This is a genomic window from Bradyrhizobium sp. CCBAU 051011 (assembly GCF_009930815.1).
Lineage (GTDB): Bacteria > Pseudomonadota > Alphaproteobacteria > Rhizobiales > Xanthobacteraceae > Bradyrhizobium.
In genome coordinates this window covers 6027109-6044864 of record NZ_CP022222.1, presented here as the reverse complement: position 1 = coordinate 6044864, position 17756 = coordinate 6027109, and the positions used below count along the sequence as shown (strand labels likewise).

19 protein-coding genes are annotated in these 17756 nt (G+C 62.4%); 14 read left to right on the top strand and 5 right to left on the bottom strand.

The window, feature by feature from the left end:
* Positions 1 to 123 precede the first annotated feature (123 nt).
* Positions 124 to 1200 carry a hypothetical protein gene (locus tag ACH79_RS28260; RefSeq protein WP_161856618.1) on the bottom strand — a complete coding sequence of 359 codons (1077 nt, stop codon included), beginning with the start codon at positions 1198 to 1200 and terminating at the stop codon, positions 124 to 126.
* A 236-nt stretch (positions 1201 to 1436) separates the two neighbouring features.
* Here ACH79_RS28260 and ACH79_RS28255 point away from each other — a divergent pair, with 236 nt between their 5' ends.
* Entirely contained in the window at positions 1437 to 2522 is a 1086-nt protein-coding gene (locus tag ACH79_RS28255; RefSeq protein WP_371419291.1) for a patatin-like phospholipase family protein, read from the top strand.
* A gap of 3 nt (positions 2523 to 2525) precedes the next feature.
* On the opposite strand, the gene ACH79_RS28250 is transcribed toward ACH79_RS28255, so the two are convergent.
* Together ACH79_RS28250 and ACH79_RS28245 are read right to left on the bottom strand one after the other, a co-directional pair.
* Positions 2526 to 2954 (bottom strand): CBS domain-containing protein, encoded by a 429-nt coding sequence (locus ACH79_RS28250; RefSeq protein WP_161853853.1) that lies wholly within the window; start codon positions 2952 to 2954, stop codon positions 2526 to 2528.
* A 180-nt stretch (positions 2955 to 3134) separates the two neighbouring features.
* Entirely contained in the window at positions 3135 to 3932 is a 798-nt protein-coding gene (locus ACH79_RS28245) for a rhomboid family intramembrane serine protease (RefSeq protein WP_202639056.1), read from the bottom strand.
* 1421 nt (positions 3933 to 5353) lie between these two features.
* Here ACH79_RS28245 and ACH79_RS28240 point away from each other — a divergent pair.
* The 7 genes from ACH79_RS28240 to ACH79_RS28210 all read left to right on the top strand — a co-directional run bounded on the left by ACH79_RS28240 (position 5354) and on the right by ACH79_RS28210 (position 9680).
* Positions 5354 to 5632, top strand: coding sequence for a hypothetical protein (locus ACH79_RS28240; RefSeq protein ID WP_161853852.1), 279 nt, complete (start codon positions 5354 to 5356; stop codon positions 5630 to 5632).
* Positions 5633 to 5757: 125 nt separating this feature from the next.
* The gene (locus tag ACH79_RS28235; RefSeq protein WP_161853851.1) at positions 5758 to 5895 is read left to right on the top strand and encodes a hypothetical protein; all 138 of its coding nucleotides are present in this window, start codon (positions 5758 to 5760) and stop codon (positions 5893 to 5895) included.
* Positions 5896 to 6067: 172 nt separating this feature from the next.
* The gene (locus tag ACH79_RS28230) at positions 6068 to 6622 is read left to right on the top strand and encodes a PAS domain-containing protein (protein WP_161853850.1); all 555 of its coding nucleotides are present in this window, start codon (positions 6068 to 6070) and stop codon (positions 6620 to 6622) included.
* Between the two features lie 224 nt (positions 6623 to 6846).
* Positions 6847 to 7623 carry a transporter substrate-binding domain-containing protein gene (locus tag ACH79_RS28225; protein ID WP_161853849.1) on the top strand — a complete coding sequence of 259 codons (777 nt, stop codon included), beginning with the start codon at positions 6847 to 6849 and terminating at the stop codon, positions 7621 to 7623.
* A 25-nt stretch (positions 7624 to 7648) separates the two neighbouring features.
* Positions 7649 to 8311, top strand: a complete 663-nt coding sequence (locus tag ACH79_RS28220) for an amino acid ABC transporter permease (protein WP_161853848.1) — start codon at positions 7649 to 7651, stop codon at positions 8309 to 8311.
* 3 nt (positions 8312 to 8314) lie between these two features.
* The gene (locus tag ACH79_RS28215) at positions 8315 to 8965 is read left to right on the top strand and encodes an amino acid ABC transporter permease (protein WP_161853847.1); all 651 of its coding nucleotides are present in this window, start codon (positions 8315 to 8317) and stop codon (positions 8963 to 8965) included.
* Positions 8952 to 9680 (top strand): amino acid ABC transporter ATP-binding protein, encoded by a 729-nt coding sequence (locus ACH79_RS28210; RefSeq protein ID WP_161853846.1) that lies wholly within the window; start codon positions 8952 to 8954, stop codon positions 9678 to 9680. The genes ACH79_RS28215 and ACH79_RS28210 overlap by 14 nt, the downstream gene beginning before the upstream one ends.
* A gap of 69 nt (positions 9681 to 9749) precedes the next feature.
* On the opposite strand, the gene ACH79_RS28205 is transcribed toward ACH79_RS28210, so the two are convergent.
* Positions 9750 to 11156 (bottom strand): adenylate/guanylate cyclase domain-containing protein, encoded by a 1407-nt coding sequence (locus ACH79_RS28205; RefSeq protein WP_161853845.1) that lies wholly within the window; start codon positions 11154 to 11156, stop codon positions 9750 to 9752.
* A gap of 89 nt (positions 11157 to 11245) precedes the next feature.
* A complete protein-coding gene (locus ACH79_RS28200; RefSeq protein WP_161853844.1) occupies positions 11246 to 12019 on the bottom strand; it encodes an enoyl-CoA hydratase-related protein in 774 nt (257 codons plus the stop codon).
* A gap of 167 nt (positions 12020 to 12186) precedes the next feature.
* Here ACH79_RS28200 and ACH79_RS28195 point away from each other — a divergent pair, with 167 nt between their 5' ends.
* From ACH79_RS28195 to ACH79_RS28170, 6 genes are all read left to right on the top strand, one after another.
* A complete protein-coding gene (locus tag ACH79_RS28195; protein ID WP_161853843.1) occupies positions 12187 to 13356 on the top strand; it encodes a CynX/NimT family MFS transporter in 1170 nt (389 codons plus the stop codon).
* A 35-nt stretch (positions 13357 to 13391) separates the two neighbouring features.
* Positions 13392 to 14411, top strand: coding sequence for an acyl-CoA desaturase (locus ACH79_RS28190; RefSeq protein WP_371419476.1), 1020 nt, complete (start codon positions 13392 to 13394; stop codon positions 14409 to 14411).
* A gap of 56 nt (positions 14412 to 14467) precedes the next feature.
* Positions 14468 to 15085 carry a PilZ domain-containing protein gene (locus tag ACH79_RS28185; protein ID WP_057857240.1) on the top strand — a complete coding sequence of 206 codons (618 nt, stop codon included), beginning with the start codon at positions 14468 to 14470 and terminating at the stop codon, positions 15083 to 15085.
* Between the two features lie 332 nt (positions 15086 to 15417).
* Positions 15418 to 16047: a transglutaminase-like cysteine peptidase gene (locus ACH79_RS28180; protein ID WP_161853842.1), complete on the top strand. Its 630-nt coding sequence runs from the start codon at positions 15418 to 15420 to the stop codon at positions 16045 to 16047.
* A 258-nt stretch (positions 16048 to 16305) separates the two neighbouring features.
* Positions 16306 to 16770: a GNAT family N-acetyltransferase gene (locus ACH79_RS28175; protein ID WP_161853841.1), complete on the top strand. Its 465-nt coding sequence runs from the start codon at positions 16306 to 16308 to the stop codon at positions 16768 to 16770.
* A 23-nt stretch (positions 16771 to 16793) separates the two neighbouring features.
* The gene (locus tag ACH79_RS28170; RefSeq protein ID WP_161853840.1) at positions 16794 to 17681 is read left to right on the top strand and encodes an alpha/beta hydrolase; all 888 of its coding nucleotides are present in this window, start codon (positions 16794 to 16796) and stop codon (positions 17679 to 17681) included.
* The last annotated feature ends 75 nt before the right edge of the window (positions 17682 to 17756 follow it).

Here is a 17756-nt window from a genome sequence, read left to right as displayed (position 1 = left end):
CAGCCGGGTTTAAGGCTGTGTAAAAAATGCGGCAGCGGTACGCCGATATGGCGATTATGACAGTTTTAAGCTGTGCGATGGTTAGTGCACATTAGAGACTATGACAGTCCGACGCGCAGACGGTCAGCGCGCGATGACCTCGACCTCGCCGTCGACGCCGTTGACGACGTTGAAGGGACGCTCGAACACCTTGCCTTCGTTCTTGGCAATCGCCCGGTACTCGCCTTCGGACAGTACCACGCGCGGAAATGCGCCGATCGATTCCTTGATGACGTCGCCGCCCGGCGTGATGACCGACCATGCGGTGTTGGCGAGCGCCTCGCCGCCCCGGTCGCTGACGAGCTTTAGCGTAATCACCGCCGCGCGGTGGCTGACGGTGACGTCGGTCAGCTTGCCGGCCTGGACCCGAATGTCGGAGCGCACGACCGAGTTGGCGTCGCCATAGTTGGAGATGATGTAGTAGGTCCCCTCGGGCAGCAGCGCGACGTCGGTGGCGGGAACGCTCGGCAGCAGCGGGCTGCGCTCGGCGCCGCCCTCGAACTGGCTGCCCTTGTACAGCGCGAACGAAATCTGGTTCGGCGGAATTTTGCTGCTGCCGACGCGGCCTTCGATGCGCAAGCCCCCGGCCGGCAGCACGAAGGCGACGCGGTCGGTCTCCGCCTTCAGGCTCACCGCCCGCACCGCGCTGACGAGGCCGAGCGCGACGTGAACGACGTAGTTGCCGGGCGGCAGCACGATGTTCGGGGTCGCGCCGCGCTCCTCGCGAATCAGCTTGAAAGTGCCGGTATCGTCGGGCTTGTCGGCGAACACCCGCCACACCAGCCCCCCATTAATCACCGGGAGGTCCTTGCCGTAGCGCGCCGTCAGTGACAGTACCCCCTGAGTTGGAGCTGCGGCCGCCGGCGGCGGCGCCGCTGCCGGCGGGACCGTGGCGATCGAGGGGGGCACAATGGTTGGCTGGTTCAGCGGCGGCGGAACGGTCGGAATCGTGCCGGTCCCCGAAGGCGGCGCCAGATTCATGGCCGGACCGGTCTGGACATCAGGAACCGCAGCCGGCGGCACCGGTGGCGGGCGATCCGAAAACATTTGGGCCGAGGCCGGGACCGAAAGCGCTGCGACGAGCGCCAATGCAAGCACCAGCGCCGGGAAAGGCCGTCCGCCCTGCCCGTTTCCAGCAATGCCATTGCCGCCCGAAATCATGGCCATGCTTTTCACCGAAAACGCGGCAAATTCAAGCCTTGGTGGCGAAAGTCCGGCCGACGGCCATGGCGGAACCCGTGCGGGCAACCTCATGCCGCTGCTGCGGTCGTGGTCCAGTCACATTCCCTGCCTAGGCCGATTTTCACCGGGGCGTAAACCATGCATCCGGATCAGGATAGTCTATTCTGGCGCGGCCGCGCCGCGCCGAATATCGTTGCTGCCGCAGGAGAGTTTGCGTGTTGGATAGCTGGATGGGGCGCGGCCAAAAGAGCTCCGATGCCCAAGATAAGGCCCAAGGTAAGGCCCATGACAAGGTAGGGCTCGGCAGTATCCGCCGGCCGGTGATCGGACTGGCGCTGGGCGGCGGTGCCGCGCGCGGCTTTGCCCATATCGGCATCGTGCGGACGCTGGTGGCCCACGGAATCATTCCCAATGTCGTGGTCGGAACATCGATCGGCGCCGTGGTCGGCGGCGCCTATGCTGCCGGACATCTCGACACGCTGGAAGAATGGGCCCGCAGCCTGCAGCCGCGGACCGTTCTCTCGTATCTCGACATCCGCCTGAACGGCTCCGGCCTGATCGGCGGCGCCAAGCTCGCGGCCCAACTGGAGACCGCGCTGGGCCAAAGCCTGATCGAGGATCTGCCGGTGAAATTTGCCACGGTAGCGACCGAGGTGCGCACCGGCCACGAGATCTGGCTGACCCATGGCCCGATGGTGGATGCGATGCGCGCGTCCTACGCGCTGCCCGGCATATTCTCGCCGGTCCTGGTCGGCGACCGCTGGCTGGTCGACGGCGCCCTGGTCAATCCGGTGCCGGTGTCGGCGGCGCGCGCGCTCGGCGCCGAAATCGTCATTGCCGCCAATCTTTCCAGCGACGTCTTTGCGCACTCCACGACGATCTATTCCCACGGCCCGACACCCGGCGTCTCGGTCTCGGTGATGCCGGAAGCGTTGCCCGAACCCGAGCCGCGGAAACGCGGTATCGGAAAATTCTTCTCTGCGGAGCGCACGATGAAGCGTGAGTTCTTCGGCGGCGGCGGACGGCCCGGCATCTCCTCGGTAATGGTCGATGCCTTCAACATCATGCAGGACCGCATCACCCGCGCACGGCTTGCCGGCGATCCGCCGGATCTCCTGATCTCGCCCCGCGTTGGCAAGATCGGCTGGTTCGATTTTCATCGCGCCGACGATCTGATCGCCCATGGCGCGCGCGCCGCCGAGCGCGCCATCGATTCGATCCAGGAAGCGATCCACATTCTGGTGCCGCCGACGGCGGCGAGCGAAGCCGCGGCGGCGGTGGAAAAGGCGGAGAAGGAATAGCGATCAGGCCGTCTTGATGTAGTCGCGCAACGCTTCCTGCTCGGCCTCGTATTCCTGGACGCGGCGCTTGACGATGTCGCCGATCGAAATCAGACCCACCACCTTGCCGTCCTCGACCACGGGCAAATGGCGGAACTTGCCGATCGTCATCATTTCCATAATGCCGGCGACAGTGTCGGACTCCCGGCAACTGACGACCTTGCGCGTCATGACCGCGCTCACGGGCTCCTCACATACCCGGGCTCCTCGCTCCCCCAGCACGCGGACAATGTCGCGCTCGGAAAGGATGCCCTCGAGACGTCCCTGGTTCATCACCAGCACCGCGCCGATCTTTTTCTCGCCCAGCAGCTTGACCGCAGCCGAAAGCTTGGCGTCGGGCTCAACGCTCAGGACCTGATGTCCTTTGGTATCGAGAATTGCACGTACCGTCATTGTCGCCTCCTGAATCGGTTCGCGCCCGCAAGGGCCCGACTTGTTCGCGAGTCTTCAATCAACAGTTCCGCGCCGGTTTCGTTTCGGGGGCGCGGTCAGCAAGCAAAGTGGTGATGCGCGTGCCTCGGCTTGCAGTTCGTGACGATGATGGATGAAATCGCCCTGACCCGCAAGCGGCGATCAGACGCGGCCGGCTTCGTCCGGCGATGAAGAATCCGCAGCATGCGGCGTCGCACGCGGCACCGGATCGAACAGCGAGAACAACATCAGGCCGGCGAGAAATCCGCCGATATGTGCCTGCCAGGCGACACTGGCGCCTTCGGACCCGATCGAAATCGAGCCGAGGCCGAAGATGATGTTGACGCCGAACCACACCGCCAGAAATCCGAGCACGCGGCCGTTGCGCAGCGCCCGGGAAAGCGACAGCGCCGGAACCTTCGCCGCGGCATCCGCATCGCCCCGATGGAACGAAAGAAAGCTCCCCTTCACGAACGCGAAGCGGATGGCGGCGGCCATGGCGCCGGATACCGAGGCAGAGGCGCCGATCATCGGCGCGATCGCGTGCTCATGGGTGAGGAGATGTGCCAGCGCGCCCGCCGCCGCCGTCACCGCCATGAATACGAAGAACCTGACCGGACCGAACCGGCGCGCCAGCGCGCTGCCGAACGGCAGCAGCCACAGTATGTTGAAACCGATATGGCTGAGATTGGCATGCAGCAGCGAATAGGTGACGAAGGTCCAGACCTTGGCCCCGGCTCCGCCGGGAAAGGTAATCTTGAGCAGCGTGGAATCGTAGCGCTTCGGAATGAAACCGAAGACGTCGATGGTCCAGTTCTCCAGCTCCACCGGCAGCAGCACCCGCAAGTGAATCGCCGCGATCAGCGCGATATAGGCCGTCAGCGCGCCGGGCAGCGTCAGGATCGGTTCACGCGGGGCGTCCGGCGGCTCGACCGGGGATGAGTACGACTGGGATTCCAAGGGATCCAGGACCTTAGCTGGTGCTTCGCGGCATATTGGCCCAGATAGGCGGCTTTGCCTGCCCTGTGCAAGTGCACAATCACACCTATCCGTGTCCCGGACGCGGCGCAGCGCCACTCGGCGGTGCGACGCAGAAACGGGGACCCACGGCGCAGACCGTTTGTCCCGGCTCTGCGTCGCGTCACTGCGTGCCCCATCCGGGACACGATATATCGCTGGCGAAAAGCCAAAATAGAAAAAGGGGAGGATGCTGAGAACATCCTCCCTTTACTTGCTGATCTTCTCGCGCCCCTTGGAGCCGGGATCAGATCCCCACCCCTCCCCGCGCGATGACCAAACTGTTTGACGCCATCCGTGTACCAACTGCGCCGAGAACTTGAAGATAAAGCGACGCCGTCCGATGCGTTCCACCTTACGCACGCCGTCCCGCCTTCGCCAACCTCACAGTTAATTTAACGTTAACAACGCAGGCGCCCCAGCATTTGACTGTTCGCGATTCGAGCCTAGGTGCCCTTGCCTTCTTGGACGGCTTAAAGACTCGCCTCGCTTGCTGCACTTCTCACAAACGAAACGGCCCTCTCGATATCGGACAGCCGAACAGACCGCCGCCGCTATATCTCGAAGCTATCCTGCAACAGAACCTGCGGTACTGATTTCAACGGCGCGGCCGCGATCGTTCTTTGTCGACACACAAGCGAAGCGCACTTTTTGGCGAACTCGTCGAAAGCGGCTTGCTGATCAAATCGTTTGCGTCTGTCGCTCTCTACGCTGCAACCGCCAACGATCCAGCAGGAACTTCATCAAGACAGCGCCGGCTATGCCGGCTCGCTTTCTTCCGCTCCTACCTTCGGCTGTGGGGTCCGACCTTGCCGGCGATCTGGACATCCCGAAGCTCACAAGAATCTCCGTGAGCCCGATAGCGGCTGCGCAAAACCAAGCAAGGAATGTGGTGGCCGCCTGGGGAACCAACTCCGTCCGGTTCCAACCTTTGCTGGAAGCTAGAAAGATGAAACAACTCGTGGTAGTGGAATCGTGTTCGTCGGGCGACGGTTCAATGTACAACTTCAAGTTCCTCAAAAAGCCGATCAAGAAGCCGGAACCTCCCCGGAAGCCGCCGCGTCCCAATCCAAAGCCGGAGCCTGGCGAGCCGAATTTTACTCCGGAGCCGCTGGATCCCACGAACCATTCGGATTGAAGAATGGAAACCCTCCAAATCGCAGCGATCCTTTGGTTTCAGTGGGGTATCCTCGTGCTGATCGTATATCTTCGATGCGCGTCATGATGCTCAATATCCTCGGCGCCGTGTTCTACGTCGTTGGCGGACTGTCGATGCGGCTTGGTGCCATGTGCTGGCAAGCGGCGGATCGAGCGCAAGGCAAGCCCGAGTGGCGTCACCCTTCTCCGTCCAGAATCCTCGATCGATGACGCGTGCGGCCGGATATGCGATTCTCGCGGCATCAGCGCTGCTCTACGTCTGGCTCGTGCTCGACGGCATCGATAGGATCTACCCGCTATCCCGTCTCACCAAAGCCGTCAGCGGCGTTCTCTTGCTGGTGTTGATCGCCATCGGAATGACGCCTTACGCAAAAGATTTCGGTCGGATCCCGCCGATCCAATGCGGTGATGGCGCCGACGTCGATAGCAGGGACAAGCTTTGCTATCCGAGCGGGACCGTCCCGCACGAATTTCAGAAACGTTAGGAACCCGCCAAGTGCGGCAGCGCACTTGACCTGAGTGCTGCGCGGTCATCCTGCGCGGTATGAGCCTCGCTTTCCCGTAAAGACAAACTCGGCTAGCAGCCTGATCGCAAAACCACGTTCGGCCGATGGAATTGGCCAACGTCGAGGATCCGCAGGAGGTGCTGACCGAAGCGGAAATCAAGGCGATCGTCATCGACGCGGTGACCGCAACCGTTACCGCCGCGCTGGCCAAAGGGAAGCGGCGCAAGTCGCTGACTTCTTAAGAGGCATGGTGAATTTAACGTTAACAACGCAAAGCCGCGCCGCGCGCGGCCAAATCGCGTTGGCGGCATGGACGCTGCAAAGCCTGTCCTGCACAACAGCCGAGGGAAGGCGTGTTGCGCAAAAGCGAGACAGAAGTGTCTCGCCAGGCAACCCGGGGGGCGAGGACACGACATGAAACACCCATCGAGCCGCGAGTTTTTCGCCTATTGGGATGCGAAACGCGGCGATGCGCGGGCGCCGGACCGCAGCGAGATCGAACCCGGGGCGGTACGCGAGCTGCTTGGCGACATTTTCGTGCTGTCCTACGACAACGACGCCGGTTACCCGTTTCGCGTTGCCGGGACGCGGGTCTGCGCCCTGCTCGGCCGTGATCTCAAGGATACCAGCTTCCCCGCACTGTTCACCCCGGACAGCCGCCGCGAGATCGAGGACATCATTACTTACGTCGCGGAAGACATGCTGGCGGCCATTGCCGGTATCACCGCGACGTCTGAGGATGGCACGACGGCGCATCTGGAGCTGCTGCTGTTGCCTTTCAACAACCGGGCGCACGCGCCGATCAGCCTGACCGGATTGCTGGCGCCGTTCGAAAGCGATCTCGGCACCATCAGCGATTTCAAGATAACGTCGTGGCGCTATCTGCACCGGCCGGAAAAGCTGGTTCCGCGCGCCCTGCGCAAGCTCGCAATCGCGCGCGGCTTCATGGTGTATGAAGGTCTGCGGTAAGCAGCAACCGCAGATTCGCCAGGTACCGCCAGCACAGCGCATGGTGGCAGGCGTGCTCGAAAACGACCCACAAAAGCCTCCAAAAAAAGCACCGCCGAGCATTGCCTAAATGCGAGGCGTCAGGCAGGGTCGGCCAACGACGTGGAGCCGGGCCACATCGAAATGACAGCGCACCGATAATGATATCGGGGCGAAGCATTGGCGTGACCTCGGAGATCCAAAGAATGCTGAAGAGATTGATGCTTGCCGCTGCAATTGCCACTGCTGCGGTGGCGACGCAGGCCCATGCCGACGCCCTCGACTCCATCATGAAGTCGAAGGTGATCAAGATCGCGGTGCCACAGGATTTTGCGCCGTTCGGCTCCGCCGGCCTCGATCTCAAGCCGCAGGGCTATGACATCGACATGGCCAACCTGATCGGCAAGGAACTCGGGGTGAAGACCGAGATCATTCCGGTGACCAGCGCCAACCGCATTCCCTATCTGCAGACCAACAAGGCCGACCTCGTGATCTCCAGCCTCGGCAAGAACGAGGAACGCGAAAAGGTCATCGACTTCTCGATCGCCTATGCGCCGTTCTTCTCCGGCGTGTTCGGCACCAAGGCGATCGCGGTCGGGAGCGCGGCCGATCTCAAGGGCAAGACCATCGGCGCCACCCGCGGCGCGATCGAGGAGCAGGCGCTGACATCAGCCGCGCCGCCGGATGCCACCATCAAGCGCTTCGAGGACAACAACGCTACCATCGCCGCCTTCGTGTCCGGCCAGGTCGATCTGATCGCCACCGGCAACACGGTGGCCGCGGCCATCGCCGAAAAGGTCCCTGCCCGCGCACCGACGCTGAAATATGTCATCAAGGACAGTCCCTGCTATGTCGGGCTGAACAAGAATGAGCCGGCACTGCTCGCCAAGGTCAACGAGATCATCACCAAGGCGAAGGCATCGGGAGAAATCGGCAAACTGTCGGAGAAGTGGCTGAAGGCGCCATTGCCGCCCGGCTTCTAGACGCGAAGCGTTGGGGGACGCCGCGGTGTCTTACAAACTGCAATTCGCCGAACTGCTGCCTTACTGGAACGTGCTGCTGTACGGGCTCGTCTTCACGATCGTGCTGACGATCGTGTCGACGGTCGTCGGCGTCGCCGTCGGCACCGCGGGCGCGGCGGCGCGCACGTTTGGGCCGGCCTGGCTCGGCCGCATTGTCGCGGTCTATGTCGAATTGATCCGCAACACGCCGTTCATCGTGCAGTTGTTCTTCATCTTCTTCGGCCTGCCCGCGCTCGGGCTGAAACTCAGCGAGACCACGGCCGCCTTTCTTGCGATGGTGATCAATCTCGGCGCCTACTCGACCGAGATCATCCGCGCCGGCATCGAGGCGGTTCCGAAAGGACATATCGAGGCCGGTCTCAGCCTCGCCATGACCAAGTGGGAGGTGCTACGCCGCATCGTCCTCAACCAGGCATTTCGAAAAATCTATCCGGCGCTGTCGTCGCAGATCATCATCGTCATGCTCGGCTCGGCGGTGGTATCGCAGATCTCGGCGGAAGACCTGACCTATGCCGCGAACTTCATTGCGTCGCGGAACTTCCGCAACTTCGAAGTCTACCTATTGGTCGCGCTGGCTTACCTCCTGCTGGCGATGCTGACGCGTTCGCTGTTGCGCGCGCTCGGCCGCGTCATCTTCAAGGCGAGGTGAACCATGCTGCAGTTCAGCTTCTGGGACATCCTCTCCAACCTCCTGGTCGCCACACAGTGGACGATCGTGCTGTCGCTGATCGCGTTCTTCTGCGGCGGCATCGTCGGCCTGATCCTGCTGTTCATGCGCACCTCGCGGATTGCGCCGCTGGAATGGTTCACCAAGATCTACATCGAGTTCTTCCAGGGCACGCCGCTCTTGATGCAACTCTTCCTGTTCTTCTTCGGCATCGCGCTGTTCGGCGTCGAGGTCTCACCGTGGATGGCCGCGACGCTGGCGCTGACGTTCTGGACCAGCGCGTTCCTGACCGAGATCTGGCGCGGCTGCGTCGAAGCGATCCCGAAGGGCCAGTGGGAGGCGTCCTCCAGCCTGGCGCTCAGCTACATCGAACAGATGCGCTACGTGATCCTGCCGCAGGCCTCGCGTATCGCGGTCGCGCCCACCGTCGGCTTCTCCGTGCAGGTCATCAAGGGCACGGCGCTCGCCTCCATCATCGGCTTCGTCGAACTGACCAAGGCCGGCACCATGCTCAACAACGCGACCTTCCGCCCGTTCCTCGTTTATTCGCTGGTTGCGCTGATCTATTTCTGTCTGTGTTTCCCGCTGTCGTGGTGGGCGAAGAAAATCGAAGGCCGCCTCAATGTCGCTCGTTAGCATTCGTGACGTCAGGAAGAGTTTTGGTCCGAACGAGGTGCTGAAGGGCGTCTCGCTCGATATCGCCAAGGGCGACGTGGTCGCGATCATTGGCCGCTCCGGCTCGGGCAAGAGCACCCTGCTCCGCTGCATCAACGGGCTGGAGACCTATCAGTCCGGCACCATCACCGCCGACGGCATCGAGGTCGGTGGCGCCGCCACCAACCTGCGCGAGCTGCGCCGCCATGTCGGCATGGTGTTCCAGCAGTTCAACCTGTTTCCGCATCTGACCGCGGCCGAGAACGTCATGCTGGCGCCGACCGTCGTCAACAAGGTATCGAAGGCGGAAGCACGCGCGACCGCCGCCGAGGTGCTGGCCAAGGTGGGGCTGTCGGAAAAGATGGACGCCTATCCGAGCGAACTTTCCGGCGGCCAGCAGCAGCGCGTCGCCATTGCCCGTTCGCTGGCGATGCGGCCGAAGGTTCTGCTGTGCGACGAGATCACCTCGGCGCTCGACCCCGAACTGGTCAACGAGGTGCTGCGCGTCGTCGAGCAATTGGCGCGCGAGGGCATGACGCTGATCCTGGTGACGCACGAAATGCGGTTCGCCCGTGACGTCGGCACCAAGCTCGTTTTCATGCACCACGGCAAGGTGCATGAGGAAGGCGTGCCTAAGGAGGTGTTCGCCGCGCCACGAACACCGGAACTGCAACAGTTCGTCGGCCAGGTCAGCTAACGGAGCCGCGCGTTGCCTGCGGGAGCGGCGTCCGCAGGATCTGACGTGCAGCTTCAGCGAACCGCAGCGTCAAGAAATCTCGTAGACCGACACCTCGTCCTCGATGCCACTCAACGCGACGCGTCTGAGCGCTGGTTTTAGCCCGTTGGACTCCAGTAGTGTCTGAGTTTGCGCGTTCTCTACCACGGATTTCGTCACGACGATCGAGCGCGATGCCGCAAGACTTTGGACACGCGAAGCAATATTGACGGTCTGACCGAAATAGTCCTGCTGGGCATTGAGCGTGACCGCAAGGCATGATCCTTCATGGATGCCGATCTTCAGACGCAAACTCTGATGCTGACGCTGGGCGCCGAGATCGCTCATCGCCTCGCGCATGCGGATCGCGGCGGCAATGGCGCGGTCAGGCGTCTCAAAGGTCGCCATCACGGCATCGCCGATGGTCTTCACGACCGCGCCCCTTTCGGAGACGATAATCTCCTGCAGCAGCCGGAAATGCTCGTCGACGAGATCGAAGGCGACGAGGTCGCCGACGCGCTCATAAAGCTCCGTCGAGCCCTTCACATCGCTGAACAGGAAGGTCAGGCTCAGAATCTTGAGACGTTGGCCGATGGCAAGTGTGTCGGTCCGGTAGAGGTCGCGGAAGGTCTGATTGGTGAGGAGGCGTTTCGCGGTGAGAATGGGCTTGCGGCGGCTGAGGAGGTTGTCCAACGCCTGGTTCGCCATCCATACGGCCGGCAGCACCCGGCTATCGGTACGGTTCTCCAGGGTCAGGCGCAGTGGCCCGGGATGCAAAGCAATGGTTTCGACCGGGACCTGCACCTTGTTGAAGATCACGGACAGGTTCTGGCGTTCGTTCGTCTGCCCGCCGCTTACTTCAAGGAATTGCGCCGTATGTGTCACGGGATCGAACACAATCAATGTGCCCGCCGGTAAATGCAGGGAGAGGATGGCCCTCTCTCCCGGCGGCAAGTCGACACTTTCAAGCGTGACCTCGTCCAGCATCCTCTCTAGATCCGTTGGAAGGTCGATGGCCGAACTCCAAAAGACCTGGCGATAATACTCGGGCACGGATAGATCGTCGGGGTTGTGGGCCGATATCCTTCGCACGCGCGGGCTCACCGTGAAGGTCACCTCGACGAGGTTGTCGAGCGTCGTCTCATAGCCGGCGGCGCAAAAGGCGCAATTGTACTGCCTCCTGTCCAGCGTCTTCAGGCTCTTGTTGGCGGAAAGAACGCCTGCGCAGCTCGGACACATGACATTCCATGTCATCTCGAAGATGCCAAGCGCCACCGCATTCAGCAGTGCCGCGACGACCCGTTCCTCGGCGAGGCCTTCCTTGGCAGCGAGGTCAAGCGCGTTCATTTTGTTCAAGGCATGATCCGGGGCATCCCGCACCATGCGCTCGAGCATGTCCACCACGTCGTCGCCGGCCGACTGGCGCAGGGCCGCGAACAAGGTCTCTGCTTCGCTCATGCGACAATGCTACATGAAAGAATGCGGGGCGGAAACTGCTTCGGCCTAACGCCTTCAACAACGGATCGTGACAATAACAGCCAGGGACATCAGCGGCCGCTGAATACGGCCGCCCGTTTCTCGAGAAAAGCGTTGCGCCCTTCGACCGCATCTGCACTCAGGCGGATCTCCGCCTGTGTTTCGATTTCGCGGCGGAACTGGTCGGCATAGCTGGCATGCTCGCTGTCATCGATCAGGCGGCGTGTCGCGACGAGAGCACGCGTCGGACCCTCGGCGAGTTTGCGCGCCAGTTCGAGAGCGCCGTCACGCAACGCCGCATCGTCGAACACTTCGCGGACCAATCCCCATTCCTTCGCCTGGTCCGCCGAGAGCGGCTCGTTAGTCATCATCAGTTCGAGCGCGCGCTGCCGGCCGACAAGACGCGGCAACAGCCAGGTCGAGCCAAGATCGGGCACCAACGCGATGCGGCTGAACACCTGGATGAAGCGTGCCGAGCGCGCCGCCACGATCATGTCACCCGCCATCGCCAGACTGAACCCGCCGCCAGCCGCAACGCCGTTGACGGCGACCACGATCGGCACGCGGCATTCTCGCATCGCCTTGAACGCCGGCCAGTAATACTTCATCACGCCGGCCGCGAGGTCGTCGCCCAGGATCTGCGCGGCCTTGAGGTTCTGGCCGGAGCAAAAGCCGCGGCCGGCTCCCGTCAGCACCAGCGCCCGCACCTGCGGATCGTCGGTAACTTCACCAATGGCGATGGCGAGATCGCCCAACAGATCAGGCGTCATCGCGTTGAGCGTTTCAGGCTCATCCAATGTCAGCACGCTGACATTGCCATCACGCTCGCGCTTCACTCCCGGCATCTCGCAACCTCCGTTCACAGGCATTTTTGGCCGGCCCGGCCGGGCGCGACAGATACCCCTAATGGTACCGGAAGAAGGACCTCAATCAACTGGTACAGAAATAGGCGATACCGCCATCACTGTGCCAATATCGGCGCAGTGATTGTTTACCCCGAGAGGAGCGAGCGTTGAGCAATCGCTGGGGTATTCTGGCCGTCCTGTTCATTGTGCGGCTGACCGTGGCGTTCCAGTTTCAGAGCGTCGCTGCGGTTGCGCCGCTGCTCGGCGCCAAGTTCGATGCCAGCCTGGCCGATATCGGACTCCTGATCGGCCTCTATTTCACACCGGGCGTTGCGCTGTCGCTGCCGGGCGGCGCGGTCGGAAAAAGGATCGGCGACAAGCGTGCCGTATCAGTTGCGCTGGCGGTGATGTTGACCGGCCAACTCGCCATGGTGGCGTCAGACTCCTGGGGCTGGCAAATTGCAGGACGGCTGATCGCCGGCAGCGGCGCCGTCTTGCTCGGCGTCATGATGACGAAAATGGTCACCGACTGGTTCGCCGGCAAGGAACTCGCGACCGCGATGGCCATCTTCGTCAATTCGTGGCCAGTCGGCATCGCGACCTCCCTTTTGGTCTTGCCCATGATCGGCACCGTCCATGGTGTCAGCGCCGCCTATCTTTCGGTTGCCGCGCTGATCGGCCTCGGCATCCCGCTTCTTGTTGTGGGCTATCGATCGCCATCAACTGCTGCAGCCGCGCCGTCAGCCGCCTCGCGGCTCAACCGCAACACGCTTTTCGCCGTGATCATCGCGGGTCTGATCTGGGGTATCTTCAACATCGGCTTCACGATGATTTTCAGTTTCGGTCCGACGCTGCTGGTCGAACGCGGCTGGTCGATCACGGCGGCCGGCTCGGCCATCAGCATCGTGCTGTGGATCGCGGCGTTGAGCGGAATAGCCGGCGGATTTCTGGCTGATTGGACCGAGCGGCCGCAATCGGTGCTTGTCATCGGGTGCGTCCTGTTCGCGCTATTGATGCTGATGCTGCCTCGCAGCGAGGCGGTGATTCCCATTGTGATTGCAATCGGCGCGATCAGCGCTCTGCCTGCAGGGCCGATCATGAGCCTGCCCGCGAGCGTGTTGCAGCCTCAGACGCGCGCGATCGGGATGGGTATTTTCTTCACCGTCTTTTTCGCCGTGATGATGCTTGGTCCGGCGATCGCCGGCGCCATCGCCAAATGGACCGGCAGCGCTGCGGCGGCACTCGACTTCGGAACGGCGGCCCTGCTTGCCTGTCCAGTATTGTTGTGGGGATACAACCGGATTGTGTTATTGAACCAGCAGGATTCGCCGAGGTAGGCACGATCTTGCAACTGCAGCCGGGCTCCGAACGCATCTTTGCCGACGACAATACCGACCCGCTCGACGGCATCGTGCAGTGGGCGCCGGCGAAATCGCTTTGGATCGGCAGCATGACGGCGATGGCGATCATCCTTGCGCCGATCTTCATTTCCTGGAGCGCGATTATCCTGTTTGTCGTGGCCAGCGGCGTAACCCTTTGCTTCGGGCACTCCGTCGGTATGCACCGGCGCCTGATTCATTCCAGCTTCGATTGCCCGCTATGGGTCGAGCATTTGTGCGTTTATCTCGGAACGCTGGTTGGAATGGCGGGTCCCTACGGCATGGTCCGGCTGCACGATTTTCGCGACTGGGCGCAACGTCAGTCAGCTTGCCATGATTATTCCTGTCACCGTGCCGGCTTCTGGCGCGACGCATGGTGGCAAATGCATTGCAGGCTGATGCTGAAGCATCCGCCGGAATTTCGGCTCGAGCCACGGCTCGCCGGCGACCGATTTTATGCATTCGTCGAGCGGACGTGGATGTGGCAGCAATTGCCGTGGGCAATTCTGTTTTTCGCGATTGGCGGCTGGAGCTGGCTGGTCTGGGGCATCTTCGTTCGCATAAGTGTCTGCGTAACCGGTCATTGGCTGATCGGTCACTTCTCCCATCGCAGCGGTGGACAGAGCTGGGTCATCGATGGCGCGGCGGCCCAGGGATACAACGTCGGCATCGCCGGGCTGATCAGCATGGGCGAAAGCTGGCACAACAATCACCACGCATTTCCGGGCTCGGCCAAGCTGGGCCTCTTTCCCGGCCAGATCGACCTCGGCTGGTGGTTGATCAAGACTCTCGAAGCCATTGGCCTTGCGAGCAACATCAAAACGCCGGACGAGATCCCCCAACGGCCGGGATTACGGCGTTTGGGAAGTACGGAAGGCGTTGCAGCGTTCGCGCCCGGCGGCTCTGCTCCCCTGAAAGCAATGACGGCGGAAAAAACGTCGGAACTATCGAGCCACGACCGCAGACTGCGTGAATGCCCGCACTTCCTGCAACCGCCGCTAACACATCGTTAACCCTGTCGGCCTTAGGGTCTTTCCGACGCCGAAGGACCGGCTGTCTGGTGGCGAAGATGTCGTTTGCGCAAAAGAAAACAGTTACTGTCCCGTCCGCCGAGGAGCGACGGCGCTTTCAGCGCGTCAAGGTCCACCTGCTCGGCCGCTACATGCTGCCGGATCGGCGCGAATTTCCTTGCCAGATTATTAACATGTCGCCGGGCGGACTGGCATTGCTCGCACCCGGGATCGGCAATGTCGGTGACCGCGTGATCGCCTATCTCGACCATATCGGCCGGGTCGAGGGCAAAATCACCCGCATCATCGACAACGGCTTTGCCATGACGGTCGGCGCGACCGCCCGCAAGCGCGACAAGCTCGCCGCCCAGCTCACCTGGCTCGCCAACCGCGATATCCTCAATCTGCCGGAAGACCGTCGCCACGACCGGATCGTGCCGCGCAATCCGATTGCCCTGCTCACGCTCGAGGACGGCAGCAAGATGACCTGCCGCATCATCGACCTGTCGCTGTCGGGCGCCGCGATCGCCGCGGAGAACCGCCCGCCGCTGAAATCTCTGGTCATGCTCGGCAAGGTGCAGTCCCGCGTGGTGCGAAACCTCGAAGAAGGCTTCGCTCTCGAGTTTGTCCATGAGCAGATTGCCGAGACGCTCGAAGATGCGGTTACCGCGCGGTAAAGCGCCAACCGCCAAAAAACCCTGATTTTTCAGCCTCAAAGGCGGTATCCGCATTGCCGGATACCGCCTTTTCGCCGTTCGGCGCCCCGCCAAGGTAGGTTAACGCGCCGGGCTTTTGCCCGCGCAATCCCTGCGATTTGCAGCGTCACAGGCGTTAATCCCTAAAATTTGAATCAATTGCAGTTGTTTCAAATTTTAGTCGAATTCGATTCAAGTATAGATCGAATTCGCCGCGCCTTTTACTAGTATTCACGTCAAATGTACTTGCCTGACTTAGCGGCGGCGCAAATCCTTTGTGCGAAACATGGTCCCAACAAGAAACGGGGGCCACGATGTTGTTCAGGGGACAGGGGAAGGGACTGGCGATCATCGCCGTCCTGTTAGGGATAAACGCTTCGATGAGCGTCTCGGCGAAAGCCGGTGACGCCCTCTACGCCAGCCTGGGCGAGGCCGCACGTTCGCCGATCGGCTGGGTCGAATTCTGCGCCGAGAACGCCAGCGAATGCCGCGGCGGCGCGTCTCAGCCGCGCGACATCGTGATGTCGCAGACGGCGTGGCGGGATTTGCTGCGGGTCAACAAGTGGGTCAACGAGACCATCAAGCCGATCACCGACATGGATCATTGGGGCGTGATCGAAAAGTGGTCGTTGCCGACGGACGGTTACGGTGACTGCGAGGACTATGTGCTTCTGAAGCGCAAGATGCTGGTCGACGCCGGATGGCCGCGCGAGGCGCTGCTGATCACGGTGGTGCGCGACAAGAAGGGCGAAGGCCACGCGGTGCTGACGGTGAAGACCGACAAGGGCGAGTTCGTTCTCGACAACCAGAACGAAAACGTCCTGGCTTGGACTGAGACCGGCTACCGCTTCGTCAAGCGTCAGTCGCAGAGCGACCCGAACGTGTGGGTCTCGCTCGGTGACGGCCGGCCGGCGGTCGCCACCGCGTCGTCGCGCGATCGATAACGAGAAGGAATCTACGAACCCGCGACCCGGTCACATCCCCACCCCTCCCCGTCCCAGACCGGTTCGCGCGCGGCCACCCTTCCCCCAAAGGGTGGCCGCAACTTTTTTAGAGAGCCATTTGCTGGCCGTCCGCTTTTGCCGCCGGGCAGACGGTCGTCCTAGGCAGCTGCGCGCCTGCAACATCCACCAACAGATTTACGAGTGCTCGCCCAACCGCGATAATGCACGAGCTGAATCGTTGAAGGAAAGCCGCCGCCGATGGACATGCTGGTCAAGCTCTACGCGCTGCCTGCCTCCCGCGACGTGTTCGAGCGCCTGAGCAAAGCGGGTATCACGACGCGGCGCGCGCTGGCTCCGGAAAAGCACAAGGTCGTCGCCTGGGTCCGCCAGAACTTCAGCGAGGCGTGGGCCAGCGAAGTCGATGTGGCGTTCTCCCGGCAACCGGTCTCCTGCTTCATCGCCATCAGGCAAAAGAGCATTCTTGGGTTTGCCTGTCATGACGCGACCTGTCCCAACTTCTTTGGGCCCACGGGAGTGGACCAGAACGAAAGAAAGCACGGGATCGGCAAGGCGCTGCTGTTCAATTGCCTCGAAACCATGAAGCAGCAGGGATATGGCTACGCCATCATCGGCGGCGTGGGCCCTGCCGAGTTCTACGCAAAGGCAGTCGGCGCGATACCGATCGAGGGTTCCGAGCCCGGCGTCTATCGCGGGCTTTTGTAGCGCGGACAATCCGAGAGGACGACATGGCAGAACGCGAGATCGACGCCATCCGCAAATTGCTGACGTCAAAGCCGCGGCCGGTCGGCTGGTCGGAGCGGCGGCAACGGCTCGACGAAGTCGGATCGATCTGGCCGGTAGCGTCTGACGTACAATGCGAGGCGGTCGATTGCGACGGTGTCGCCGGCGAGTGGTCGACTGTGCCGGGCAGCGAGACATCGCGCGTGCTGCTGTATTTCCACGGCGGCGGATATTGCTCCGGCTCGATTGTCAGCCACCGCCGCCTGGTGACGGAAGCCGGGCGCGCGGCGGGCACCCGCACCCTTGCGATCGGCTACCGGCTTGCGCCTGAACATCCCTATCCGGCCGCCCATGAAGACGCGCTCGCGGCGTGGCGCTTCCTGCGCCGGCTAGGCATTGCGGCGGCAAGTATCGCCGTCGGCGGCGACAGCGCCGGGGGCAACCTGACGCTCGCCCTGATCAACCGCCTGCGGGCGGCCGGCGAGGCCTTGCCGGCCTGTGCCTGGCTGGTCTCGCCCTGGACTGATCTCACGATGTCGGGCAGCACGCTGCAGACCAAGGACGCCGTCGATCCCTTGATCCACAAGGCCTATCTCGATGAGCTCGCGGATGCCTACGCGCCGCCGGGCGTCGACCGGAGGGATCAGCTGATCTCGCCGCTGTTCGCCGACCTCGCAGGCTTGCCGCCGGTCCTGATCCAGGTCGGATCCGCCGAGACGTTGCTGGCCGACGCCGCGCGGCTTGCCGAGGCTGCGGGAGCTGCCGATGTCGATGTCACACTGCAGATCTGGCCGCACATGATCCACGCCTGGCCCGTCTGGAATGCCAATCTCGAAGACGGCCGCCGCGCGCTGGCCGGCGCCGGCCAGTTCATCCGGGCGCATATCCGTTAGCCCAGGGACCCACTCCCTCGCTCAACCCCTGATCGCGAGGGGTTTTGCCCGGAATCCCCGCCCCGCCCGGCAAAT